The organism is Hydrogenophaga sp. FW305-3-2-15-A-LB1 (genome assembly GCF_058787875.1).
This window is the reverse complement of record NZ_JBYTAE010000096.1, coordinates 1-24,549: the sequence shown is the minus strand read 5'-3', so window position 1 is coordinate 24,549 and position 24,549 is coordinate 1. Positions and strand designations below refer to the sequence as shown.

Genomic DNA, 24,549 nt, shown 5'->3' with positions numbered 1-24,549 from the left:
GGAGTGGGGCGGTGGGTCATTTGGGGGTTTTCCCGGTGGGACATTGTAAAATCGATTGGCTTTGTCCAGACAAACCGAGAATTCCCACAAACCGAACCCGTCGCAACCGACGCCCGCCCCGTCATGAAATTGCCTGTTTCCTTCCTTTGCGCCGCTGCTGCCGCAGCCCTGTCGTTCAGCGCCCAGGCGCAATCGGCCAAGCCCGATCTGGCCAAGGGCAGCGCCATGTACGGTCAGGTCTGCGTGGCCTGCCACGCGGCGGACGGCAACTCGACCACGCCGGCCAACCCGAAGCTGGCGCAACAGCACCCCGAGTACCTCGTCAAGCAGTTGCAGGAATACAAATCGGGCAAGCGCGACAACGCCATCATGAAGGGCTTCGCTTCGGCCCTGTCCGACGCCGACATGCGCAACATCGCCTACTGGCTGGCCGATCAGAAGGCCAAGGGCGGCGCCGCCACCGACAAGGATCTGGTGCGTCTGGGTGAACGCATCTACCGCGGCGGCATCGCCGACCGCCAGATCGCCGCCTGCGCCGGCTGCCACAGCCCCAACGGCGCCGGCATTCCCGCGCAGTACCCGCGCCTGTCGGGCCAGCAGGCGGAGTACACCGCCACGCAGCTCAAGCACTTCCGCGACGGCACCCGCAAGAACAACGCGCAGATGGCCGGTGTGGCCGCCAAGATGAACGACCGCGAAATCCAGGCGGTGTCGGACTACATCGCCGGCCTGCGCTGATCGACTTTCGAGGGGCGCAAGCCCCTCGTGCCTGGCCGGGATATAAGCCAACAATAATATTTGCCGGCACAATGCCATAAACCCCGCCGGGCGTTGAACCGCCAGCCAAAAAACACATCACATCAGGGCGCGTTCCGGGACTTCCGGGGCCGCCCTTTTTTGCTGCACCGTTCTGCCCCCATTCCTCCATGACCGTCTCCACCCAAGGCCTGCACATCCGCACCGGCTCGCGCATCGTCAGCGAGCTGGTGGAGTTGCTGTCGTCGATGCGGTTTGCCATTTCGCTGCTCACCGTGATCTGCATCGCGTCGGTGATCGGCACGGTGGTCAAACAGCACGAACCCTTCATCAACTACGTCAACCAGTTCGGGCCTTTCTGGGCCGACGTGTTTGCCAGCGCGAACCTGTACTCGGTCTACAGCGCGTGGTGGTTCCTGTTGATCCTGGCGTTCCTGGTCGTCAGCACCAGCCTGTGCATCGCCCGCAACACGCCCAAGATCTTTGCCGACCTCAAGGCTTACAAGGAAAACATCCGCGAGCAGAGCCTCAAGGCTTTTCCGCACCGTGCCGAGGGTGAGCTGGGCGAGACGCCCGAAGCCGCGGCGAACCGCATCGGCCAGGCCTTGCTGGGCTCGGGCTGGAAGGTCAAGCTGCAGTCGCGCACCACCGCGGCAGGCACCGGCTGGATGGTGGCGGCCAAGGCTGGCGCGGCCAACAAGATTGGCTACCTCGCCGCGCACAGCGCCATCGTGCTGGTGTGCATCGGCGGTCTGCTCGATGGCGATCTGATGGTGCGCGCGCAGACCTGGTTCAACGGCAAGACGCCCTTCATGGGTGGCGGCTTGATCGCCGATGTGCCGGCTCAGCACCGGCTCTCGGCCAGCAACCCCACCTTCCGCGGCAACCTGCTGGTGACCGAGGGCACGACGGCGGGCACGGCCATTCTCGCGCAGCCCCAGGGTGTGCTGCTGCAAGATCTGCCGTTCTCGGTCGAACTCAAGAAGTTCATCGTCGAGTACTACGACACCGGCATGCCCAAGCTGTTCGCCAGCGAGATCGTGATCCACGACAACGAGACCGGTGAGAGCAAGGAAGCGCGGGTGGAGGTGAACCACCCCGCCAGCCACCGCGGCATCAACATCTACCAGTCCAGCTTCGATGACGGCGGTTCGCGTGTGAAGCTGCAGGCCGTGCCGCTGAACGGGCCCACGCGGCCCTTCGAGATCGAGGGCACCATCGGCAGCTCGACCGCGCTGAGCAATGGCGACGACAAGCTCACGCTGGAGTACACCGGCCTGCGCGTGATCAACGTGGAGAACTTCGCCACCAGCAACGCCGCCGACGGCGTCGATGTGCGCAAGGTGGATCTGCGGGGCTCGATCGAGAGCCGCCTGGGCTCGGGCCACAAGACCGCGACCGAGAAGACGCTGCGCAACGTGGGGCCGAGCGTGTCTTACAAGCTGCGCGATGCGGCGGGTCAGGCGGTGGAGTACCACAACTACATGCTGCCGGTGGAGATCGACGGCGCGCGTGTGTACCTGCTGGGCCTGCGCGAGACGCCGGCCGAACCGTTCCGCTACCTGCGCATTCCCGTGGACGACAAGGATGGCCTCGACGGTTTCGTGCGCCTGCGCGCCGCCTTGGGCGACCCGCAGTTGCGCGATCTGGCGGTGCGCCGTTACGCGGCCTCGGCGGTGGAAGACGGCCGCCCCGAGCTGGCCGAAGCCTTGGCCGCCTCGGCCACGCGCGCCCTGGGCCTGTTTGCCGGCGCCGAGTCGGTGAACGCGCCCGGCGTGCAACCGGTGGTGGCCAACGGCACCACCGAAAAGCCCATTCGCGGAGGCCTGCAGGCCGTCTCGGCCTTCCTTGAAAACAACGTGCCGGCCGCCGAACGCGAGCGAGCGAGCGATGTGCTGGTGCGCATCCTCAACGGCACGCTGTTCGAGCTGATGCAGATCAGCCGCGAGCGCGCCGGCCTGCCGCCGCTGGAGCGCAGCGAGGCCACGCAGCAGTTCATGTCGCAGTCGGTGATCAGCCTGAGCGACACCTTCTTCTACCCCGCGCCCATGACCTTCCAGCTCAAGGACTTCACGCACGTGCAGGCCAGCGTGTTCCAGGTCGCGCGCGCACCGGGCCAGAACATCGTCTACCTGGGCTGCCTGTTGCTCATTCTGGGCGTTTTTGCCATGCTCTACGTCCGCGAGCGCCGCCTCTGGGTCTGGCTCTCGCCCTCGGGTGAGCAATCCTCGCAGGCCCGCATGGCGCTGTCGTCGAACCGCAAGACGATGGACGCCGACCGTGAATTCGAGCTGTTGAAGACCCAATTGTTGAAGGTGCATCCATGAATACCGTCGCCGCCACGCAGACCATCGAACTGAAGAAGGGTCACCACGGGCAGGGCCTGGAGCCCGGTTACTTCGCGCGCCGCAATGTCTGGGACTGGCTGTTCGCCGTGTTCGTGATCGCGGGGGCTGCCTGGGCCTTCACACGCTACAACGCGGCCATGGACGGCTACGAGAAGGCCATCCTCGTGGGCACCGTGCCTTGCATGATCTGGCTGGGCTGGTTCTGGCGCCCGCTGCGCGCGCTCACCGTCGTGGTGGCGGCCACGGCGCTGCTCGCGATCTGGCTGTACCAGACGCCCGCCGGCACGGCCGACCTCGCGCGGGCCGACCAGGTCTTCCTGCTGAAGTACTTCATCTCCAGCCAATCCGCCATCCTGTGGATGAGCGTGCTGTTCTTCATGAGCACTGCGTTCTACTGGGTCGGCATGTTCAAGCGCGCGGGCGACACCTTTGAACTGCTCGGTTCGCGCATGGCCTGGGTGGCGGTGACGCTGGCCCTGATCGGCACCATGGTGCGCTGGTACGAGAGCCATCAGATCGGCCCCGACATCGGGCACATCCCGGTGAGCAACCTGTACGAAGTGTTCGTGCTGTTCTGCTGGATGACGACGGCTTTCTATCTCTATTACGAAGACCAGTACAAGACGCGTCGCATGGGCGCGTTCGCGATGCTGGTGGTCAGCGCCGCGGTGGGCTTCCTGCTCTGGTACACCCTGGTGCGCGAGGCGCATGCCATCCAGCCGCTGGTGCCCGCTCTCAAGAGCTGGTGGATGAAGCTGCATGTGCCGGCCAACTTCATCGGCTACGGCACCTTCGCCATTGCCGCGATGCTGGCCTTTGCCTACCTGATCAAGCAGAGCGCCACCGAAAGCCGCTGGTACAAGCTCGCGCCACTGTGGCTGCTGGGCGTGGTGCTGTGTTTCGAGCCCATCGTGTTCCGCCAGTCGGCGGCGGAAAACGGCAGCAGCTACTGGTTCGTGTACTTCGGCGTTTCGGCGCTGATCGTGGGCACCATCCTGTTTGGCCGCCGCCGCATTGCCGAGCGCCTGCCCAGCTTCGAGGTGCTCGACGACGTGATGTACAAGGCCATCGCGGTGGGCTTTGCGTTCTTCACCATCGCCACCGTGCTGGGCGCCCTGTGGGCGGCCGAGGCCTGGGGTGGCTACTGGAGCTGGGACCCGAAGGAAACCTGGGCGCTGATCGTCTGGTTGAACTACGCCGCCTGGCTGCACATGCGGCTCATCAAGGGCCTGCGTGGCACGGTCTCGGCCTGGTGGGCGCTGGTGGGCCTGGCGATCACGACCTTCGCCTTCATCGGCGTGAACATGTTCCTCTCCGGCCTGCACAGCTACGGCGAACTCTGACGCGGGTTGGGCCTGGTTCCGGTGCGCGCGGCGGCGCCGGAACTTTGTGAGAACCGGTTCGGTCCTAAGATCGACGAACCCGCGACGCGGCATCTTCCGCCGTCGGGTGTCTTCAGCAAGGATGGTCCCATGCTCATTCGCACGCGCGACAATGGCTTCGAGTACCCCCTCTCCAGCGAGATCACGCCGCCGGCGGCCTACCAGAACCGGCGCCAATGGCTGCTGACCGCGGCGGCGATGGGCGGCATGGCTTCCTGGGCTGCGCGCGATGCCTGGGCGCAGGCCGCTTCGGTCACGCCCAAACCCGGCAAGCTCGCTGCCTTGCCCGGCAAGCGCTCCGCCGTGGACGGTGCGATGACGATGGAGGCACTCACGTCCTACGACGACGTCAGCTCCTACAACAACTTCTACGAGTTCGGCACCGACAAGTCCGACCCCGTGGCCCAGGCCAAGACCCTCAAGCCCCGGCCCTGGACGGTGGCCGTTGAAGGTCTGGTGAACAAGCCCGGCACCTTCGACCTGGACGCCCTGCTCAAGCTCAGCCCGATGGAGGAGCGCATCTACCGGCTGCGCTGCGTCGAGGGCTGGTCCATGGTCATTCCCTGGGTGGGCTACTCGCTGAGCGAACTCATCAAGCAGGTGCAGCCTCAGGGCAGCGCCAAGTACGTCGAATTCGTGACGTTGGCCGACCCCAAACAGATGCCCGGCCTGCGCTCCAACGTGCTGGGCTGGCCTTATGTGGAGGGCCTGCGGCTGGACGAGGCCATGCACCCGCTGACGCTGCTGGCCTTCGGCATGTACGGCGAGGTGCTGCCCAACCAGAACGGTGCGCCGCTGCGCCTGGTGGTGCCCTGGAAGTACGGCTTCAAGAGCGGGAAGTCGCTGGTGAAGATCCGTTTCACCGACAAGGAGCCGCGCACGGCGTGGAACGTGGCCGCGCCGCAGGAGTACGGCTTCTACTCGAACGTCAATCCCGAGGTCTCGCACCCGCGCTGGAGCCAGGCCACGGAGCGCCGCATCGGCGAGGGAGGTGGCCTGTTTGCCAAGCGCCGCCAGACGCAGATGTTCAACGGTTACGCGCCTCAGGTCGGCCAGCTCTACGCCGGCATGGATCTTCGCAAGCTGTATTGATCGGCATGCAGCGCCGCCCGCCTGCCGGAGGGCCGGTCAACCGCGTGCTCAGCCACGGCGCTGCCAAGCCGGTGGCGTTCGTGCTGGCCGGCTTGCCCTTTGTCTGGCTGGTGTGCGCGGCCTTTGCCGATCGGCTGGGGGCCAACCCGGCCGAGGCCCTGATCCGCTCGCTGGGCGATTGGACCCTGCGTTTCCTGGTGCTGGTGCTGGCGATCACGCCCCTGCGCGTGAGCCTGGGCTGGCCCGCGTTGCTGCGCCTGCGGCGCATGGTGGGGCTGTTCGTTTTCTTCTACGCCTGCATGCACCTGCTGGCCTATGCCTGGTTCGACATGGAATTTGATGTGGTGGGCATCGCGGCCGACGTGGCCAAGCGCCCGTTCATCCTGGTGGGCTTTCTCTCCTGGCTGTTGCTGCTGCCGCTGGCGGCCACTTCGTTCAACCGCGCCATCCGAGCCCTGGGGGCGCGGCGCTGGCAACTGCTGCACCGCGCGGTGTACGTGATCGCGGGCCTGGCGGTGCTGCATTTTTTCTGGATGCGTGCCGGCAAGAACGACTTTGCGGAGGTGGCCGTGTACGCCGCGATCCTGGGCAGCCTGCTGGCCTGGCGCCTGTGGCGCCGGCTCAAAAGCTGAGCCTGCTCAGGCCTGCTTGCCGCGCCAGCGCTCCACCAGCGCGATGGCCTCGCCCATGATGCCGCGGCGGAAGGCCAGCACGCACACCACGAAGATGAAGCCGATCACCATGGTGACCGACTCGCCCAGGCCGTTGAACCAGTCGATGCCGGTCACACCCGCCAGGAAATGGCCGATCTCGCCGAGCTTGTTTTCCAACGCGATCACCACCGCGGCACCCACCAGCGGACCGGACAGGGTGCCCAGGCCCCCCACCAGCGTCATCAGCACCACCGAGCCGGACATGGTCCAGTGCACATCGGTGAGTGTGGCAAAGCCCATGGCCAGGGTCTTGAGCGAACCTGCCAGGCCGGACAACGCGGCCGACAACACGAACACCAGCAGCTTGAAACGCTGCGTGTCGTAGCCCAGCGAGATGGCGCGCGGCTCGTTTTCCTTGATCGCCTTGAGGATCTGGCCGAAAGGGGAGTGCACGATGCGCATGATGAGCAGGAACGCCGCCACCGTGATCAGCAAGGTGAAGTAGTACATGGTCATGTCGTTGCCGAGCTCGATGAAGCCCAGCAGCCGGCCGCGCGGCACACCTTGCAGACCATCCTCGCCCCCCGTGAAGGGCATCTGCAGGCAGAAGAAGAACAGCATCTGCGCCAGCGCCAGGGTGATCATGGTGAAGTAGATGCCCTGGCGGCGGATCGCGAGCGACCCCACCAGCCAGCCCAGCACCGCGCCCGCCAGGGTGCCGATCACCAGACCCAGCTCGGGCGGCACGCCCCAGACCTTCAGCGCGTGGCCGGTGACATAGGCCGAGCCGCCCAGAAAGGCCGCGTGGCCGAACGAGAGCAGGCCGGTGTAGCCCAGCAGCAGGTTGAAGGCCGAGGCAAAGAGCGCGAAGCACAGCAGCTTCATCACCAGCACCGGGTAGATGCCGATGAAGGGAACGGCCAGCAGCACCAGCAGCAGCAAGCCGTAGAGGATGTTCTTGGAAGTCGTGTTCATGCGGCTGGCTTCACTTTTCCTTGCCGAACAGGCCGGCCGGCCGGATCAGCAGCACGATGGCCATGATGACGAAGACCACGGTGGACGAGGCCTCGGGATAGAAGACCTTGGTCAGTCCTTCGATGACGCCCAGGCCCAGGCCGGTGAGGATGGTGCCGAGAATGGAGCCCATGCCTCCGATCACCACCACGGCAAAGACGATGATGATGAGGTTCTGCCCCATGAGCGGGGACACCTGCATGATGGGCGCGGCCAGCACGCCGGCCAGGCCCGCCAGCGCCACGCCAAAGCCGTAGGTCAGCGTGACCATCAGCGGCACGTTGATGCCGAAGGCTTCCACCAGCCGGGGGTTCTCGGTGCCCGCGCGCAGGTAGGCGCCGAGCTTGGTCTTTTCGATCACGTACCAGGTGGCGAAACACACCACGAGCGAGGCCAGCACCACGAAGCCGCGGTAGTTCGGCATCACCATGAAGCCCAGGTTGGTGGCGCCCGAGATGGGGGCGCTGTAAGGCAGGCCCGAGACCCCGTAGGCCGAGCGAAGCACGCCTTCCAGCATCAGCGTGAGGCCCAGCGTGAGCAGCAGGCCGTAGAGGTGGTCCAGGCGGTAGATCCAGCGCAGGAAAAGCCGTTCGATGACGATGCCCACCACGCCCACGGCCAGCGGGGCGAGCACGATCATCACCCAGAAGTTCAGCTCCAGGTAGTTCATGCCCATCCAGGTCAGCACCGCGCCCAGCATGAACAGCGCGCCGTGCGCGAAGTTGATGACGTTGAGCAGGCCGAAGATGACCGCCAGCCCCAGGCTCAGGATGGCGTAGAACGAGCCGTTGACCAGGCCCAGCAACAACTGGCCCAGCAGGGCGGACAAGGGTATTCCGAAGAAGTCCATCGGCAGGGCGTGGGTTGGGGGTGGGTGAGGTCAGGCCGTGTGGACAGGGACACCCCCCGGGCCCCGCCCCCCGGGGGGCCGCGGCCCGGGGGTGTCCCGCTCAGATCACTTCCAGAGCTTGCACTTGGAGTCGGCCTTGGTCGTGAAGACCGAATCGCCCGGCAGCGTGGCGGCCACCTTCATGTAGTCCCACGGCTTGGTGGACTCGGCGGGCTTCTTCACCTCCAGCAGGTACATGTCGTGCACGTAGCGGCCATCGGGGCGGATGTTGCCCTTGCCGAAGAAGTCGTTGATCGGCATCTTCTTGAGCTGTTCCATCACCTTGTCGCTGTCGGTGGTCTTGGCCGCTGTCACCGCTTTCAGGTAGGTGGTGGTGGCCGAGTAGTTGGCGGCCTGGATGCTGGTCGGCATGCGCTTGGCCTTGTCGAAGAACTTCTTGGCGAACGCACGGCTCGCATCGTCCTTGTCCCAGTACCAGCTGTCGGTCAGGTACATGCCCTGCGTGTCTTTCAGGCCCAGGCTGTGCACGTCGGTGATGAACATCAGCAGGCCCGCCAGCTTCATTGTCTTGGTGATGCCGAATTCGCTCGCGGCCTTGATCGAGGCGATGGTGTCGCCGCCCGCGTTGGCCAGGCCGAGGATCTTGGCGCCCGAGCTCTGGGCCTGCAGCAGGAAGGAGGAGAAGTCAGAGGTGTTGAGCGGCGCGCGCACCGCACCCTTCACGGCACCGCCGGCCGCCTTCACGACGTTGCCGGTGTCGGTTTCCAGCGCGTGGCCGAAGGCGTAGTCGGCCGTCAGGAAGAACCAGTCCTTGCCGCCCTGCTTGACGATCGCACTGCCGGTGCCCTTGGCCAGGGCCACGGTGTCGTAGGCGTAGTGCACGGTGTAGGGAGAGCAGGCGTCGTTGGTGAGCGCGGACGAGCCCGCGCCGTTGACGATGTACAGCTTCTTCTTCTCTTCGGCCACCTTGGCCGTGGCCAGGGCGGTGCCAGAGTTGGTGCCGCCGATCATGACGTCCAGGCCCTGAGTGTCGATCCATTCGCGGGCCTTGGAGGCCGCGATGTCGGCCTTGTTCTGGTGATCGGCGCTCAGCAGCTCGATGGGCTTGCCCAGCACCTTGCCACCGAAGTCGTCGATGGCCATCTGGATCGCCATGGCGCCGTTCTTGCCGTCCACGTCGGAGTACAGGCTCGACATGTCGGTGGTGAAGCCGATGCGCACTTTGTCCTGTGCGTGGGCGGCGGTGAACAGCCCCGCGGCACCCAGTGCCAGGGTGAGCAGTTTGACGGTGTGTTTCATGCTGTCAGTCTCCGTTGAGGTGGCGGTTGGGGGGAAGCGGTGATCGGTGAACGGGGTGAGGGCGCTCAGACGCCCAGCAGCTCGTGAAGAACGGGCATCTTTTCGGTCAGCTGGGAGGCGCTGAAGTGCTCGACCATGCGGCCGTGCTCCATCACGTAGAAGCGGTCGGCCAGCGGGGCGGCGAAGCGGAAGTTCTGCTCCACCATGACCACGGTGTAGCCCTTGCTCTTGAGCATCTTGATCATGCGGGCCAGGGCTTGCACGATCACGGGCGCGAGGCCTTCGGAGATCTCGTCGAGCAGCAGCAGGTGGGCGCCGGTGCGCAGGATGCGGGCCACGGCCAGCATCTGCTGCTCTCCGCCGGACAGGCGCGTGCCTTGGCTGTGGCGGCGCTCGGCCAGGTTGGGAAACATCTCGTAGATGTCGTCCACCGACATGCCCTTGCCCGAGCCCTTGAGCGTGGGGGGCAGCAGGAGGTTTTCCTCGCACGAGAGGCTGGCGAAGATGCCGCGTTCCTCGGGGCAGTAACCGATGCCGTGGCGCGCGATGCGGTGGGTGGGCAGGTGGATGAGCTCCTGCCCGTTGCTCTGGATGGAGCCCTTGCGCGAGCCGGTGAGGCCCAGGATGGCGCGCAGCGTGGAGGTGCGCCCCGCGCCGTTGCGCCCGAGCAGGGTGACGACCTCGCCCGGTTGCACGACCATGTCCACGCCATGCAGCACATGCGATTCGCCGTACCAGGCCTGCAGGTTCTTGATCTCGAGCGCCGGTGCGGTCATCAGTGCGCTCCCTGGAGCTGGCCGTCGGTGGTGCCCATGTAGGCCTCCATCACGGCGGGATTGCCTGAGACCTGGGCGTATGAGCCCTCGGCCAGCACGGCCCCGCGTTGCAACACCGTGATCGTGTCGGCGATGTTCGAGACCACGCCCATGTTGTGCTCCACCATCAGGATGGTGCGGCCGGTCGCCACCTTCTTGATGAGCTGGGTCACGCGGTCCACGTCTTCGTGACCCATGCCCTGGGTGGGTTCGTCCAGCAGCATCAGCTCGGGCTCCATGGCCAGGGTAGTGGCGATCTCAAGCGCGCGTTTGCGGCCGTAGGGCAGGTTGACCGTGGTCTCGCGCGCGAAGTCCTGCAGGCCGACTTCGGTCAGCAACTGGTGGGCCCGTTCGTTGAGCTGGTTGAGAGAACGTTCGCTCTTCCAGAAATGATAGGCCGTGCCCAGCTGGCGCTGCAGGCCGACGCGCACGTTCTCGAGCACGCTCAGGTGAGGAAACACCGCTGAGATCTGGAAGGAACGGATGATGCCGCGGCGCGCGATCTGCGCCGGTTGCTCACGCGTGATGTCCTGGCCGTTGAACAGGATCTGGCCTTGCGTTGGCTCCAGGAACTTGGTCAGCAGGTTGAAGCACGTGGTTTTGCCGGCGCCATTGGGTCCGATCAATGCATGAATCGCCCCGCGCTGGACGCGCAGATTGACGTCGTTGACCGCGGTGAAACCCTTGAAGGACTTGGTGAGCTGGCGAGTTTCCAGAATGGTGTCGCTGGTCTTGTCGTGCATGGGATGGGGGCGCTTCCAGAAGGCCGTCGGGCCATGTTGCTGTGCACAATGTCGACGGATTCTGGAGGACTCGATCTGCACGGCCTATAGGTGCAAACACCGAGGGGAGTATGGCGGCCCGCTGCACCATGAGCGGGCACGCGGCTTGGCGCCGCGTGCATTCATGCAAGGGTGTCGCGCTCGAGACGGCGCGAGAGGTCAGAGCAGGCGCTCGAGCCGTGTCTGGTCTGCCAGGGATTCGCGCGCGCGGATCAGGTGCGCGTGTGCACCATCCACCAGCACTTCCGCCGCGCGGCCCCGCGTGTTGTAGTTGCTGGCCATGCTCATGCAGTACGCGCCCGCCGACAGCACGGCCAGCAAGTCACCCGCCTGCACCGCGAGCGCGCGGTCGCGGCCGATCCAGTCGCCGCTCTCGCACACAGGGCCCACCACGTCCCAGGTCGGTGTGTCTTCTGAGGCGCGCGGTGCGACCGGCACGATGCGGTGAAACGCCTGGTACATCGCCGGTCGCGGCAGATCGTTCATGGCCGCGTCCACGATCAGGAAGTTCTTCTGCTCGCCGGGCTTGAGGTACAGCACCTCGGTGAGGCACACGCCGGCATTGCCCACCAGCGAGCGACCGGGCTCGATGCAGATCTGGCGGTCGCCGAAACCCCGCGCGTCCAGGCGTTGCAGCAGGGCGCGCCAGAGCACATCGGCTTCCGGTGGGTTGTCACCCTGGTAGTCGATGCCCAGGCCACCGCCGAAGTCGATGTGTTCGATCGGCACGCCGGCCGTTTCGATCTGTTCCACGAGGTCGAGCACGCGGTCCATGGCGTCGAGGTAGGGGCCGGTCTGCGTGATCTGGGAGCCGATGTGGCAGTCGATGCCGACCACGCGCAGGCCAACGCACGCGGCGGCGTGCTGGTAGGTCGACAACACGTCCTCGTGCGTGATGCCGAACTTGTTGCCCTTGAGGCCGGTGGAAATGTAAGGGTGAGTCTGTGCGTCCACGTTGGGATTGACACGGATGCTCACCGGTGCGCGCAGGCCCATGCCCCGGGCCACCTCATCGAGCACGTCGAGCTCGGCGCGGCTTTCCACGTTGAAACAACCGATGCCCACGGAGAGCGCCTGGCGCATCTCGGCGCGCGTCTTGCCCACACCGGAAAAGATGACCTTGGCCGGATCGACGCCCACCGCCAGGGCGCGTTCGAGTTCGCCGCCCGAGACGATGTCCAGCCCGCAGCCCGCAGCCACCAGGGCCTGCAGGATCGCCAGCGATGAATTGGCTTTCATGGCGTAGCAGATCAGGTGCCGACGCCCGGCCAGACCACGCTGGTACGCGGCCAGCGCCTGCAGCATGGCGGCGCGGCTGTACACGAACAGCGGCGTGCCATGCTCGTGGGCCAGCGCGGCCAGAGACACGCCTTCGACCATGAGTTGCTGGTCCTGGTAGGTGACGAAGGGCGGCAACGGGGTGGCGGGCAGGCCGGCGAGTGTGGTCATGCGAGCGGTGCGAAGCGAAGAGGGCGGCGGATCAACGCTGCGCTGGGGTGGTGGGCGTCTCGGCAGGAGCCGTTGGAGCGGGGGCTGATGACTTCTTGGGCGCGGGCGCGTTGGGATCGGGCAGGTACAGGGGGCCCTTTTGGCCACAGGCTGCGAGCACCAAGGCGCTCACGGCGATGGCCATGCCACGCGAGGGGCCGACAGCCCGACCTAGAATGCGTTTCAAACCAAACATCGACGCATTGTAATGACCGACACCGAGTACCAGGACCGCGCAGAAGCGCTGCTTCGGGCGATTGAACTGGCCTGCGACCGCATCAACGACGAGACCGATGCCGACGTCGACAACCAGCGGGTGGGCGGCATGATCACCCTGACCTTCGCCAACGGCAGCCAGATCATCATCAACCTGCAGAAGCCGCTGCACGAAGTGTGGATGGCTGCGCGTGCCGGTGGCTTCCACTACAAGCACGACGGCCGAGCCTGGATGGACACCAAGGGGCAGGGCGAGTTCTTTGCCCACCTCTCGCGTTGCGCCTCGGAGCAGGCCGGGCAGTCGCTGGGCTTCAGTTCCTGAAGAGGTCCAGGATGCTGCGGCGCTCTTCGGTGGGCCCTGCAGGGGGCTTGCTGATAGGGACACCGTTGGCATCCAGCTCGGGTGGCGCCCCGGTGGCTCCCGGCAGGGGATCTTGCAATCCCAGGCTGTGTACACCACGTCCTGGGCCGAACTCCTCGTAGTACCACTCGCCGCCGACGTTGATCACGCCGGAGGGCGCTGTGTAGGAGGCGACGGGAACGCCCTTGAGGGCTTCCGTCATGAAGGAAATCCAGATCGGCAGGCTCAGGCCGCCGCCGGTTTCTCGGCTGCCGAGGTTGCGCGGGGAGTCGTAGCCCACCCAGGCCGCGGCCACCAGCGTGGGCTGGTAACCGACGAACCAGGCATCCACCGAATCGTTGGTCGTGCCGGTCTTGCCGTACAGGTCGGTCCGCTTCAGGGTGGCCTGCGCCCGCGCGGCCGTGCCGGACCGGGTAATTTCCTGCAGCAGGCTGTTCATGATGAAGGCATTGCGAGGTTCGATCGCGCGTTGCTCTTCGGTGGGGCTCACTTCCGGCGCTTCGTACAGCAGCTTGCCCTTGTGGTCGCTCACCCGCAGGATGAGGGTGGGTGCAATGCGGTAGCCACCATTGGCAAACACGGCGTAGCCGGTGGCCATCTGCATCGGGGTGACCGAGCCCGCGCCCAGCGCCATCGTGAGGTAGGGGGGGTGTTTGTCGGCATCGAAGCCGAAACGCGACACCCACTGCTGCGCACTCTGCGTGCCGACCAGTTGCAGCACTCGAATGGACACCATGTTCTTCGACTTGGCCAGCGCGCGCCGCACCGACATGGGGCCTTCGAACTGACCGTCGTAGTTCTTCGGTTCCCAGGGCTTGCCGCCGGTTTCTCCCGCAGAGTAGAAGAGCGGCGCGTCGTTGACCACCGTCATCGGCGTCACGCCCTTTTCCAGTGCCGCTGAGTAGATGAACGGCTTGAAGCTCGAACCGGGCTGGCGCCAGGCCTGCGTGACGTGGTTGAACTTGCTCTTCTGGAAGTCGAACCCGCCGACCAGGGCAATCACCTTGCCGGAACGCGGGTCCAGCGCCACGAAGGCCGACTCGACCTCCGGCAGCTGTGTGATGCGCCAGACCTTGGGGGCTGTCTGCACGACGCGGATCACCGCGCCCGGCCGGATCTTGACGTTGGGGCCCGCTTTGTCGGACAGGCCCGACTGCACGGGCTTGAGGCCTTCACCGGTGATCTCGAACGGCTCGCCATCCTGGCGCACGGCCACCACGCGCTTGGCATTGGCCTCCAGCACGACCGCCGACAGCAAGTCGTCGTTGTCCGGGCGATCCGTCAGCGCTTCGTCGATGGCGTCGTCGCGCGCCGCCTTGTCTTCCGGCAAGTCGATGAACAACTCCGGCCCCCGGTAGAACTGGCGCCGCTCGTAGTCCAGCACGCCCTGGCGCACGGCACGGTAGGCCGCGAGTTGTTCGTTCGCCTTGATGGTGGTCGTCACGACCAGGCCTCGTGTATAGGCTTCTTCTCCATATTGAGAGACGATGGACTGGCGCACCATCTCGGCCACGAACTCGGCGTGAGGTCTGTTCGAGGGGTTCAATGCCCGCAGCTTCAGCTGCTCGGCCTTCGCCACTTCGGCTTCTTCGGGGGTGATGAAGCCGTTTTCCACCATCCGGTCGATGATGTGCAACTGGCGCGCGCGCGCGCGGCGCGGGTTCTTGACAGGGTTGTAGGCGGAAGGCGCCTGGGGCAGACCGGCGAGCATGGCCGCTTCCGCAATGGTCACATCCTTCAGGGACTTGCCAAAGTAGATCTGCGATGCGGCGGAAAAACCGTAGGCCCGCTGTCCCAGGAAGATCTGATTCATATAGATCTCGAGGATCTGCTCCTTGGTCAGCATGTGCTCCAGCTTGAACGTCAGGAGCACCTCGTAGATCTTGCGGGTGTAGCTCTTCTCGGCGGACAGGTACACGTTGCGCGCCACCTGCATGGTGATGGTGGACGCCCCCTGGCTCTTGGCCTGCCGCAGATTGGCGAGGGCTGCGCGAAGCATGCCACGGTAGTCGACGCCGTTGTGTTCAAAGAAGCGAGCGTCTTCGATGGCCAGCACCGCGTGCTTCATGACCGCGGGGATCTCGTTGATGGTGAGCAGGTTGCGCCGCTCTTCACCAAACTCGCCGATCAACGAGCCATCGGACGAGATCACACGCAAAGGCAGCTTGGGCCGGTAGTCGGCCAAGCCGGCCACCTCGGGCAGATTGGGATAGGCCACCGCGAGCGCGATGCCCACGGCCATCAACACGCACGCAACACCCGCCACCGCCAGTCCGGCCAGACCCACCACCAAGCGACCGGCCCAGATGAGTGCGGTTCGCCCAGTCAATACTGATGCGTCAGAGGGGCGAGGCGAAGAAGTGTCGTTCTTGGGCATGCAGTCGTTCAGAGCCGGAGCCCGTGATTATAAAAATCGGGATGGCGAGCTCAGATGGGCTCGGCAAGCATATTGTGAGTTGTTGTGTATTTCCCGGCCAAACGGCCGATGAAGCGGTAAACACCGGGTCCAGGATGCGTATGCTTTTGACAACGTTTCAGTTTGTCTCAAAGGCAAAAAATCTTTGCTGGACAAGGGGCTTACTGCTAGCATTCAAGTGAATTATTAAGTTTGGCGACGCCTGTCGCCATCATTTTTGGGGGCCACCTTGATCTCATTGGGGTCGTTATTCAGCCGGGAACCGGCGCCCTTGTTGGGCATCGATGTCAGCTCATCCAGCGTCAAATTGGTGGAGTTGAGCCGCAACCGTTCGGGCGACCTGGTGCTGGAGCGTTGCGCCATGGAGCCCCTGGAGCGAGGCTGGATCACCGACGGCAACATCGAGAAATTCGATGAGGTGGCCGAGGCGGTGCGTCGCGTGGTCCGCAAAAGCGGCAGCAAGACCAAGAATGTGGCGCTTGCTTTGCCAGCGTCGGCCGTGATCACCAAGAAGATCATTCTGCCAGGCGGCCTTTCCGACAAGGAACTTGAAGCCCAGGTCGAATCGGAAGCCAATCAATACATTCCCTTTTCGCTTGACGAGGTCAGCCTCGACTTCTGCGTCATCGGCCCGAGCGCCAATTCCGTGGGCGATGTGGAAGTGCTGATTGCCGCGTCGCGCAAGGAGAAGGTCTCGGACCGGCAAGGTTTGGCCGAGGCGGCCGGGCTCAAGCCGGTCGTGATGGACGTGGAGTCCTACGCTTCCCGAATGGCCGCAGGCCGCGTGATTGAAACTCTGCCCAACCAGGGCGTGGACTCGCTGGTGGCTCTGTTCGAGGTAGGCGCATTGACGACCAGCATGCAGGTGATGCGCAACGATGACGTGCTGTACGAACGCGATCAGGCCTTTGGCGGCGCTCAGCTGACGCAACTGATCGTGCGCCAGTACGGCTTTTCGTCGGACGAAGCCGAGGCCAAGAAGCGCTCGGGCGACTTGCCCGACGACTACCGTTCCGCGGTGCTCGATCCCTTCATCGAAAGCATGGCGCAGGAAGTCGGCCGTGCCCTCCAGTTCTTTTTCACCAGCACGCCTTACAACAAGGTGGACCACATTCTCCTCGCTGGCGGCAGCGCGGCGTTGCCGGGTCTGACCGAGGCCGTGACCCATCAGACATCGTTCGCCTGCATGGTGATCAATCCTTTTGACGCCATGGAAATGGCGGCTTCCGTTCAGGCGCGCAAGATGTCCCGCGAAGCGCCGTCGTACCTGACCTCCACCGGCCTGGCGCTGCGGAGGTTCTACCAATGATCCTCATCAACCTGTTGCCTCACCGTGAGGCGACCCGCAAGCGGCAAAAGGACCAGTTCTTCACGCAGTTGGGCTTGTCCGCGCTGTTGGGTGGGGTGATATGCGGTGCGGTTTTCACCTGGTACCAGGGGCAGATTTCGGCGCAACAGGATCGAAATGCCTTTCTCCAGGGTGAAATCACGAAGCTGGATACCGAGATCAAGGACATCGCCAATCTGCAGCGCGAAATCGCCTCCTTGCGCGCTCGCCAGACGGCGGTGGAGAACCTGCAGGGTGACCGCAATCTGCCCGTGCACTTGCTGGATGAGCTGGTCGCGCAACTGCCCGATGGGGTCTACCTCACCAGCATGAAGCAGGATAACCAGAGCGTGTTGCTGGTGGGCGTGGCTCAGTCGCAAGAGCGCGTCTCCGATCTGCTGCGCAATCTATCGAACAACAGCCCCTGGTTGGTGCGACCGGATCTGGTTGAAATCGTAGCGGCTAGACCCGCGGCCGGAGGCCGAGATCAGCGCCGCGTCTCGAATTTCACCATCCGTGTTTCGCTGAAGCGTCCTTCCGCGCCTCCGGCCTCCGCCGCGCCAGCTGCGCAGCGCAAAGTCTGAACAAGGGTCCGCGCAACATGGCCAGAACGCCCAAGATCGCTGTGGATTTCAAGGGAATCCAGGACAAGCTCAAAGCCCAGTTCACCGGACTGGATCCCAACGACCCCTCGCAATGGCCGGGTCTGCCTCGCAACCTGTTGTTCGTGGCGGTGTGCGTGGCGGTGGTTGCCGCACTGTGGTTTGCCTGGCTCAAGAACTCGGATGAAGAGTTGATTGCCGAAAAGGCGCGCGAAGTGCAATTGCGCGAAGACTATCGCAAGAAGCTCGTGCAAGCCGTCAACCTGGACGCCCTGCGAAAACAGCTCGAGCAGGTGCAGCAATACGTGACGCAGCTTGAAAAGCAACTGCCCAGCAAGGCCGAGATGGACGCGCTGCTGTCTGACATCAATCAGGCCGGTCTGGGCCGAAGTCTGCAGTTCGAACTTTTTCGCCCGGGCCAGGTGAGCGTGAAGGAGTACTACGCGGAATTGCCGATCGCCGTGCGCGTCACCGGGACCTACCACGACATCGGGCTGTTCGCGGCCGACATCGCGAACCTCTCGCGCATCGTCACCCTCAACAACTTGACCCTGACGCCCATCAAAGATCGTGAGGGTATCCTGACGCTGGATTGCACGGCCAAGACTTTCCGTTACCTCGACCAGCAAGAGATCGCTGCGCAGCAAAAGGCGGCTGCACCAAAGGGAGCTACGCCGTGACGCACCGCCAATGGATCCCTATGGGTGTTGCCGTGCTGCTGGCATCGACTTTGACTGCGTGCACATCGTCTGGTGAGGATGAACTGCAGGTCTGGATGCAGACCGAACGCAACTCGATCAAACCCTCGATCCAGCCCATTCCGGAGCCCACCAAGTTCGTTCCACAGGCCTACTTGGGTGAGCGCCAGATGCAGCCGTTCAGCGAAGAGAAGCTGGCGAGCGTGTTGCGCGGCAGCCAATCAGCGCCCGTGGTCAACGCGGCGCTTCTCGAGCCCGAACTGAACCGCCGCAAACAACCTCTCGAAGCCCATCCGCTGGACGCGATGGCTATGGTGGGCAGCCTCAACCGCGATGGAAAACTGGTGGCACTGGTGAAGGTGGACAGCCTGCTGTATCAGGTCAGGCCCGGCAACTACCTGGGGCAGAACTTCGGACGCGTCACGCGCATCACCGAGACCGAGGTGGTGATGCGCGAGATCGTGCAGGATTCGGCGGGGGAATGGATCGAGCGCGCTGCGGCGCTGCAATTACAAGAGGGTGCTTCTAAATGAACAAGCCAAACAGGGCAACGGGATTCGCAGCATTGGGGCGAGGAGTGCTCAAGGGGGCCGTGCTCGCCTGCATGACGTTGACCACCGTGTGGGCTCAGGCTCAAAACGCGATCCAATCGATCACGGGGGGCATTCAAGGGGGCGTGGAGGTCATCCGCATCAACACCACCCAGCCTTTGGCGGCCTTGCCCACGGGGTTCACCATTCAGGCGCCCGCGCGCATCGCTCTGGATTTCCCCGGCGTGGCCAACGCCATTGGGCGCAATGCGGTGGACATCAATGAAGGCAACCTTCGCTCGGCCAACGTGGTGCAGGCGGGTGATCGCACCCGCGTGGTCATCAACCTGAAGCAGTCGGCCGCCTATGAGGCCAGGATTGAAGGCAAGACCCTGCTGGTGGTGTTGGAGCGTGCTCAACCGGTGACTGCCGCGACGGCGCCACCTTCGGCCTTTGCCGAAAACCGCAACCGCGACGTGGCCGCCTTGCGGGACATCGACTTCCGCCGTGGTGTTGGCAATGCGGGCCGTGTGGTGGTCGAACTGGCCAACAACCAGGTTGGTGTGGATATTCGCCAGCAGGGACAGAACCTGGTCGTCGAATTTCTCAAGACCTCGCTGCCCGAAGGCTTGCGCCGCCGCCTGGACGTCAGCGATTTCGGCACACCGATTCAAAGCGTGACCACCTCGCAGGCGGGTGACCGCGTGCGCATGGTGGTGACCCCGACGGGCAACTGGGAGCATTCGGCGTACCAGAGCGACAACCAGTTCGTGCTGGAAGTGCGTGAACAGAAAATCGATTCTTCCAAGCTGACGCAGGGCCCGGGTTACAACGGCGAGAAGCTGTCGCTCAACTTCCAGAACATCGAGGTTCGTTCGCTGCTGCAAGTCATCGCGGACTTCACCAACTTCAACATCGTGACCTCCGATTCGGTCACCGGCGCGGTCACGCTGCGACTCAAGGACGTGCCTTGGGACCAGGCGCTGGACATCATCCTGCAGGCCAAAGGTCTGGGCATGCGCAAGTCCGGCAATGTGCTGTGGATCGCGCCCAAGGATGAGATCGCGGCCCGCGAGAAGCAGGAGCTGGAGTCCAAGGTGTCGATCGAAAGCCTGGAGACCCTGAGAACGCAGGGCTTCCAGATGAACTACGCCAAGGCGGCCGACATCGCCGCGCAACTCACGACGGGTGGCAGCAGCGCTTCCTCCGGGAGCGGGGCGGCCGGTGCGCGCATCCTGTCCGATCGCGGCAGTGTGATCTCCGAGCCCCGGACCAACCAGCTCTTCGTGACCGATATCGCGTCGCGCCTTGAGCAGGTGCAGGAGCTGATCCGCAAGCTCGACATCCCGATCCGTCAGGTGATGATCGAGGCGCGCATCGTGGAAGCCGATGACACCTTTGGCAAATCCCTGGGCGTGCGGCTGGGTGGCGGTGTTCGCGGCTTTGGTGTGGGCTCTGCCAATGGCAGCCCGATTCAAGGCAATTTCGGTTCGAACTACAGCGCCGCGTCGTCGCCGGCGGGCCCTGCGTTGACATCGGCGCCCTTCGTCAACCTGCCAGCCAACCCAAGCACGGCGCAGGCGGCTTCCTTCGCGCTGTCGCTCTTCAACCCTAGCGCCTCCCGGTTCCTGAGCCTCGAGATTTCCGCGCTCGAATCGGACGGCAAGGGCCGTATCGTGTCGAGCCCGCGCGTGGTCACGGCCGATCAGGTCAAGGCCTTGATAGAACAAGGTACGGAGTTCCCGTACCAGACGGCGACCTCCAGCGGTGCCACGGCGATTGCGTTCCGCAAGGCCAACCTGAAGCTGGAAGTGACGCCGCAGATCACGCCTGAGGGCAACATCATTCTGGACCTGGACATCAACAAGGACAGCCGTGGCGAATCGACGCCGGACGGTATCGCGATCAACACCAAACACGTGCAGACGCAGGTGCTGGTGGAGAACGGCGGAACGGTGGTGATTGGTGGCATCTTCGAGCAGACCGAACGCGATGAAGTCAACAAGGTGCCCCTGCTGGGCGACTTGCCCGCCGTGGGCAACCTGTTCAAGTCGCGCAACCGCATTGCGAACAAGTCCGAGCTCCTGATCTTCATCACACCACGTGTATTGGGGCGCGCGGCAATCAATTGAGCGTTTCATCGAGCTATCTGATCGGCTTGCCGGGATCCGGCAAGTCGACGGTCGGGCGGCAACTGGCCCGACGCCTCGCTCTCCCCTTCTTCGATTCCGACCACGTGATCGAGCAGCGCCTGGGTTGTTCGATCCGGGAGTTTTTCGAGCGGGAGGGCGAAGCGCGTTTTCGCGACCTCGAAGCCTCTGTCATCGATGAGTTGACGCAAGGACCGGTCGCTGTCGTGTCCACTGGCGGCGGATCGGTCTTGCGGCCCGAAAACCGCGAGCACCTGCACGGACGTGGCAAGGTCTTCTATCTGAAATCCACACCGGAAGAGGTGTACCGCCGACTGCGGTACGACCGCAACCGGCCCTTGTTGCAAGTGGAAGATCCGTTGCAGCGCATTCGCGACCTGTTCGACGTGCGCGATCCCCTCTACCGTCAGACCGCGCATTTCGTCATCGAGACCGGTCGCCCTTCGGTGGCCACGCTGGTCAACATGATCGTGATGCAGCTGGAGCTCGATGGGTCGGTGGCGCCCGCTTCCACGCCCCCACCAGTCCCCGGCGCGCCTTAGCGCTTTCCAGACCTTCGGGACGGACACCGAATAAACTCGGTGTCCATGACTTCATCGCACACGGCCCCGCGCACCCAACGGGTGGACATCGATCTCGGCGATCGCAGCTATGGCATCGTCATCGGTGCAGGCCTGCTGGACGCACCCGAGAGTTATGCCGATCTGCCCAGCGCCACCAGCGCCATGATCGTCACAAACCAGACGGTGGGGCCTTTGTACCGGGACCGCCTGGTCGACTCTCTGGCGCCGCGCTACAAGGCGATTCACACCGTGGTGCTGCCCGATGGCGAGGCGTACAAGACCTGGGAATCGCTCAACCTCATTTTTGATGCCTTGTTGTCCAACGGTTGCGACCGCAAGACCGTGCTCTTTGCGCTGGGCGGTGGGGTGGTCGGCGACATGACGGGATTCGCTGCCGCGAGCTACATGCGTGGCGTCCCTTTCGTGCAGGTGCCAACCACCTTGCTCGCGCAGGTGGATTCGTCCGTGGGGGGCAAGACGGCCATCAACCACCCGTTGGGCAAAAACATGATCGGGGCCTTTTACCAGCCTCGGCGTGTGCTGTGCGACCTCGACGCGCTCAAGACCTTGCCCGAGCGGGAGCTCAGCGCGGGGTTGGCCGAGGTCATCAAGTACGGACCGATCGCCGACATGGCTTTCCAGGATTGGATCGAAAGCAACATGGACGCACTCATGGCGCGCGACGCCGACGCGCTTGCTTTCGCCGTGCGCCGCAGCTGCGAGATCAAGGCCTGGGTGGTGGGCCAGGACGAACGCGAGTCGGGCATGCGCGCGATTCTGAATTTTGGCCACACCTTCGGGCACGCCATCGAAGCGGGTATGGGTTATGGGGCTTGGCTGCATGGCGAAGCGGTGGGTTGCGGCATGGTCATGGCCGTGCGCCTGTCGGCGGCCCTGGGTCTGGTGGACGCCGCTTTTGTCGAACGCCTGACCGCATTGGTTCGGCGCGCGGGCTTGCCCACGGTGGCGCCGGTGCTGGACGCCCAGGACAATGTGGGCCGCTACTTGGAGTTGATGCGGGTGGACAAGAAGTCCGAGGGTGGGGCCATCAAGTTCGTGGTGATCGATGCCCCGGGCCACGCCAGCATGCGCAGCGCCCCCGACGCGGTGGTGGCTCAGGTGATCGAAGCCAGTTGCCGGGCCTGATGGCCGTGCCGACCACCCCCCTGCCCACCGGGCTGGCGGATTTCGCCAGCGATCCGGCGCTCAGTCGGGGACGTCGCCATCCTGAGCCCGAAGCGCCGACCCGCACCGCGTTCCAACGCGACCGGGACCGTGTGATCCATTCGACCGCGTTCAGGCGGCTGGTCTACAAGACCCAGGTGTTCCTGAACCACGAAGGCGACCTGTTCCGCACGCGCCTGACCCATTCGCTGGAGGTCGCTCAGCTGGGTCGGAGCATCGCGCGCTCGCTGCGCCTCAACGAAGACCTTGTCGAGGCCATTGCCCTGGCCCACGATCTGGGCCACACGCCCTTTGGCCATGCCGGGCAGGATGCCCTCAACGCGTGCCTCAAGGCCGCGTCCGCGCAAGCGGTGCCCGGCGATACCGACAGCTGGGGGTTCGAACACAACCTCCAGAGTCTGCGCGTGGTCGATGAACTGGAAGAGCGTTACCCCGCCTTCGACGGTTTGAACCTTTGCTTCGAGACCCGCGAAGGCATTCTCAAACACTGCTCCCGGGCCAACGCCCAGCGGCTGGAGCAACAGGAGCCGGGCGGCGTGGCATCGCGGTTCCTGCAGGGGGGCTCGCCCTCGCTGGAGGCGCAGTTGTGCAACCTGGCCGACGAGATCGCCTACAACGCGCACGACATCGACGACGGTGTGCGCTCGGGCTTGTTGACCCTGGACCAGATGGCCGACGTGGAGCTGTTCGAGCACTACCGCCGCACGGCCTTGAAGGCGCATCCGCAGCTGCAGGGGCGCCGCCTGTTGTTCGAGTCCATCCGTCTCATGCTCAGCGACCAGGTCTATGACGTGATCGACACCACGCGCGCGCGGCTCTCGACGGCGCAGGTTCACAGCGCGGACGCCGTGCGCGCGGGTCCGCCGCTGGTGGCCTTCTCCGATGGCATGAGGGAACGCTCGCAAGTGTTGAAAAGTTTCCTGTTTCGCAATCTCTACCGCCATCCGCAGGTGATGGAGACCACGGATCGTGCGCGCCGCGTGGTCAGTGACTTGTTCGATCGCTACATGAACGCGCCTGGCGAATTGCCCGAGGCGCATGGGCGCAAACAACACCTGGCCAGGGCGGTGGCCGACTACATCGCTGGCATGACGGACCGATTTGCCATCCGTGAGCACGAGCGCCTTTATGGCGCCGTGCTGTTCCCATGACGGCGTCTCCCGGCCTCGCTTCGCGGCCGCTGGCGGCCCTGGTGGTCGCCGTGGGCGTCACCTGCGCCTTGCACGTGGGCAAACTGCCGGTGGCCATTCCGGTGTTGCGCGAGAGCCTGGGATTGAGTCTGGTGCAAGCCGGGTTCCTGTTGTCGCTGGTGCAGCTGGCGGGCATGACGCTGGGCTTGGTGGTGGGGCTGATGGCGGATCGGCTGGGTCCTCGCCGCGTCATGCTGGCCGGCTTGCTGTTGCTGGCCACGGGGAGTGCGCTGGGCGCGCTGGCCCCCAACGTTCACGTGTTGCTGGCCACGCGGGTGATCGAGGGCATGGGCTTCCTCTCTGCCGTGTTGCCGGCGCCGGGCCTGCTGCGGCAGCGCGTGCACCATGCGCCCACGCTGTCCCGTTCGCTCGGCTGGTGGGGGGCGTACATGCCCCTGGGCACTTCGCTGGCCCTGCTGCTCGGCGTGCCCTTGCTCTCCGCCGTCGGTTGGCGCTGGGCCTGGTTGCTGTTGGCGCTGCTTTCCCTGTTGGCGGCGGTCGGACTGGCGAAATGGGTGACCCCGGACGCACAAGCGCAGTCCGCATCCAGCGCCACGGCCCTGGGCCCACGGCTTCGACGGACCCTGCGGGCGCCCGGCCCCTGGCTGATGGCGCTGGCCTTCTTCCTGTATTCGGGCCAATGGCTGGCCGTGGTCGGTTTCCTGCCGACGATCTACCACCAGGCCGGGTACACCGGCGCCACGGTGGCCGTGCTCAGCGCCCTGGCCGCGGGCATCAACATGGTCGGCAACATTGGCGGGGGCTGGTGGCTCGCCAGGGGCGCGCGCCCTGGTGTGGTGCTGGCGCTGGCCTATGTCGCGATGGGTGGGGG

23 protein-coding genes are annotated in these 24,549 nt (G+C 64.7%); 15 read left to right on the top strand and 8 right to left on the bottom strand.

All coding sequences use genetic code 11. From position 1 onward, the window contains the following. Positions 1-123 precede the first annotated feature (123 nt). The 5 genes from AC3WPZ_RS24120 to msrQ all read left to right on the top strand — a co-directional run bounded on the left by AC3WPZ_RS24120 (position 124) and on the right by msrQ (position 6,210). The gene (locus AC3WPZ_RS24120; RefSeq protein WP_382161488.1) at positions 124-738 is read left to right on the top strand and encodes a c-type cytochrome; all 615 of its coding nucleotides are present in this window, start codon (positions 124-126) and stop codon (positions 736-738) included. A 188-nt stretch (positions 739-926) separates the two neighbouring features. Continuing rightward, complete coding sequence (locus AC3WPZ_RS24115) at positions 927-3,083, top strand: cytochrome c biogenesis protein ResB (RefSeq protein WP_492441918.1); 2,157 nt, start codon at positions 927-929, stop codon at positions 3,081-3,083. Then, complete coding sequence (gene ccsB / locus AC3WPZ_RS24110; protein ID WP_382323336.1) at positions 3,080-4,447, top strand: c-type cytochrome biogenesis protein CcsB; 1,368 nt, start codon at positions 3,080-3,082, stop codon at positions 4,445-4,447. Before AC3WPZ_RS24115 ends, ccsB begins: the two co-directional genes overlap by 4 nt. Positions 4,448-4,576: 129 nt before the next feature. Beyond that, a complete protein-coding gene (gene msrP, locus AC3WPZ_RS24105; protein ID WP_492441916.1) occupies positions 4,577-5,578 on the top strand; it encodes a protein-methionine-sulfoxide reductase catalytic subunit MsrP in 1,002 nt (333 codons plus the stop codon). Between the two features lie 5 nt (positions 5,579-5,583). Continuing rightward, on the top strand, positions 5,584-6,210 hold the full coding sequence (gene msrQ / locus AC3WPZ_RS24100; RefSeq protein WP_492441914.1) for a protein-methionine-sulfoxide reductase heme-binding subunit MsrQ: 627 nt from the start codon (positions 5,584-5,586) through the stop codon (positions 6,208-6,210). Positions 6,211-6,216: 6 nt separating this feature from the next. Here the strand turns inward: msrQ and AC3WPZ_RS24095 are convergent, their stop codons facing one another. From AC3WPZ_RS24095 to lptM, 7 genes are all read right to left on the bottom strand, one after another. Next, a complete protein-coding gene (locus AC3WPZ_RS24095; RefSeq protein ID WP_444688455.1) occupies positions 6,217-7,206 on the bottom strand; it encodes a branched-chain amino acid ABC transporter permease in 990 nt (329 codons plus the stop codon). A gap of 10 nt (positions 7,207-7,216) precedes the next feature. Beyond that, positions 7,217-8,095, bottom strand: coding sequence for a branched-chain amino acid ABC transporter permease (locus tag AC3WPZ_RS24090; protein WP_291113842.1), 879 nt, complete (start codon positions 8,093-8,095; stop codon positions 7,217-7,219). 105 nt (positions 8,096-8,200) lie between these two features. Beyond that, positions 8,201-9,394: an ABC transporter substrate-binding protein gene (locus tag AC3WPZ_RS24085; RefSeq protein WP_291113839.1), complete on the bottom strand. Its 1,194-nt coding sequence runs from the start codon at positions 9,392-9,394 to the stop codon at positions 8,201-8,203. Between the two features lie 65 nt (positions 9,395-9,459). Beyond that, entirely contained in the window at positions 9,460-10,170 is a 711-nt protein-coding gene (locus tag AC3WPZ_RS24080; protein ID WP_382323339.1) for an ABC transporter ATP-binding protein, read from the bottom strand. Beyond that, complete coding sequence (locus tag AC3WPZ_RS24075) at positions 10,170-10,952, bottom strand: ABC transporter ATP-binding protein (protein WP_382323340.1); 783 nt, start codon at positions 10,950-10,952, stop codon at positions 10,170-10,172. The genes AC3WPZ_RS24080 and AC3WPZ_RS24075 overlap by 1 nt, the downstream gene beginning before the upstream one ends. Before the next feature lie 198 nt (positions 10,953-11,150). Then, positions 11,151-12,440 carry a diaminopimelate decarboxylase gene (lysA, locus tag AC3WPZ_RS24070; RefSeq protein WP_492441912.1) on the bottom strand — a complete coding sequence of 430 codons (1,290 nt, stop codon included), beginning with the start codon at positions 12,438-12,440 and terminating at the stop codon, positions 11,151-11,153. Positions 12,441-12,471: 31 nt separating this feature from the next. Beyond that, on the bottom strand, positions 12,472-12,624 hold the full coding sequence (gene lptM / locus AC3WPZ_RS24065; RefSeq protein ID WP_444688453.1) for an LPS translocon maturation chaperone LptM: 153 nt from the start codon (positions 12,622-12,624) through the stop codon (positions 12,472-12,474). Positions 12,625-12,687: 63 nt separating this feature from the next. Here lptM and cyaY point away from each other — a divergent pair, with 63 nt between their 5' ends. Beyond that, a complete protein-coding gene (gene cyaY, locus AC3WPZ_RS24060; RefSeq protein WP_291113827.1) occupies positions 12,688-13,017 on the top strand; it encodes an iron donor protein CyaY in 330 nt (109 codons plus the stop codon). On the opposite strand, the gene AC3WPZ_RS24055 is transcribed toward cyaY, so the two are convergent. Further along, on the bottom strand, positions 13,007-15,433 hold the full coding sequence (locus tag AC3WPZ_RS24055) for a penicillin-binding protein 1A (protein ID WP_444688452.1): 2,427 nt from the start codon (positions 15,431-15,433) through the stop codon (positions 13,007-13,009). The genes cyaY and AC3WPZ_RS24055 overlap by 11 nt on opposite strands. 268 nt (positions 15,434-15,701) lie before the next feature. On the opposite strand from AC3WPZ_RS24055, the gene AC3WPZ_RS24050 reads away from it, so the two are divergent. From AC3WPZ_RS24050 to AC3WPZ_RS24010, 9 genes are all read left to right on the top strand, one after another. Then, entirely contained in the window at positions 15,702-16,781 is a 1,080-nt protein-coding gene (locus AC3WPZ_RS24050; RefSeq protein WP_291113824.1) for a pilus assembly protein PilM, read from the top strand. After that, a complete protein-coding gene (locus AC3WPZ_RS24045) occupies positions 16,778-17,383 on the top strand; it encodes a PilN domain-containing protein (protein ID WP_382323343.1) in 606 nt (201 codons plus the stop codon). The genes AC3WPZ_RS24050 and AC3WPZ_RS24045 overlap by 4 nt, the downstream gene beginning before the upstream one ends. A 17-nt stretch (positions 17,384-17,400) precedes the next feature. Beyond that, positions 17,401-18,081 (top strand): type IV pilus inner membrane component PilO, encoded by a 681-nt coding sequence (locus AC3WPZ_RS24040; protein ID WP_492441910.1) that lies wholly within the window; start codon positions 17,401-17,403, stop codon positions 18,079-18,081. A 20-nt stretch (positions 18,082-18,101) separates the two neighbouring features. Next, positions 18,102-18,632, top strand: a complete 531-nt coding sequence (locus AC3WPZ_RS24035) for a pilus assembly protein PilP (RefSeq protein ID WP_492441920.1) — start codon at positions 18,102-18,104, stop codon at positions 18,630-18,632. After that, entirely contained in the window at positions 18,629-20,761 is a 2,133-nt protein-coding gene (locus AC3WPZ_RS24030; RefSeq protein ID WP_492441908.1) for a type IV pilus secretin PilQ, read from the top strand. The genes AC3WPZ_RS24035 and AC3WPZ_RS24030 overlap by 4 nt, the downstream gene beginning before the upstream one ends. Then, the gene (locus AC3WPZ_RS24025) at positions 20,758-21,321 is read left to right on the top strand and encodes a shikimate kinase (RefSeq protein WP_444688449.1); all 564 of its coding nucleotides are present in this window, start codon (positions 20,758-20,760) and stop codon (positions 21,319-21,321) included. Before AC3WPZ_RS24030 ends, AC3WPZ_RS24025 begins: the two co-directional genes overlap by 4 nt. A 45-nt stretch (positions 21,322-21,366) precedes the next feature. After that, positions 21,367-22,488 (top strand): 3-dehydroquinate synthase, encoded by a 1,122-nt coding sequence (aroB, locus tag AC3WPZ_RS24020; protein ID WP_492441905.1) that lies wholly within the window; start codon positions 21,367-21,369, stop codon positions 22,486-22,488. After that, positions 22,488-23,678, top strand: a complete 1,191-nt coding sequence (locus tag AC3WPZ_RS24015; RefSeq protein ID WP_444688447.1) for a deoxyguanosinetriphosphate triphosphohydrolase — start codon at positions 22,488-22,490, stop codon at positions 23,676-23,678. Before aroB ends, AC3WPZ_RS24015 begins: the two co-directional genes overlap by 1 nt. Then, a partial coding sequence (locus AC3WPZ_RS24010) for an MFS transporter (protein ID WP_492441903.1) occupies positions 23,675-24,549 on the top strand: 875 nt, incomplete at its 3' end. The genes AC3WPZ_RS24015 and AC3WPZ_RS24010, both read left to right, overlap by 4 nt.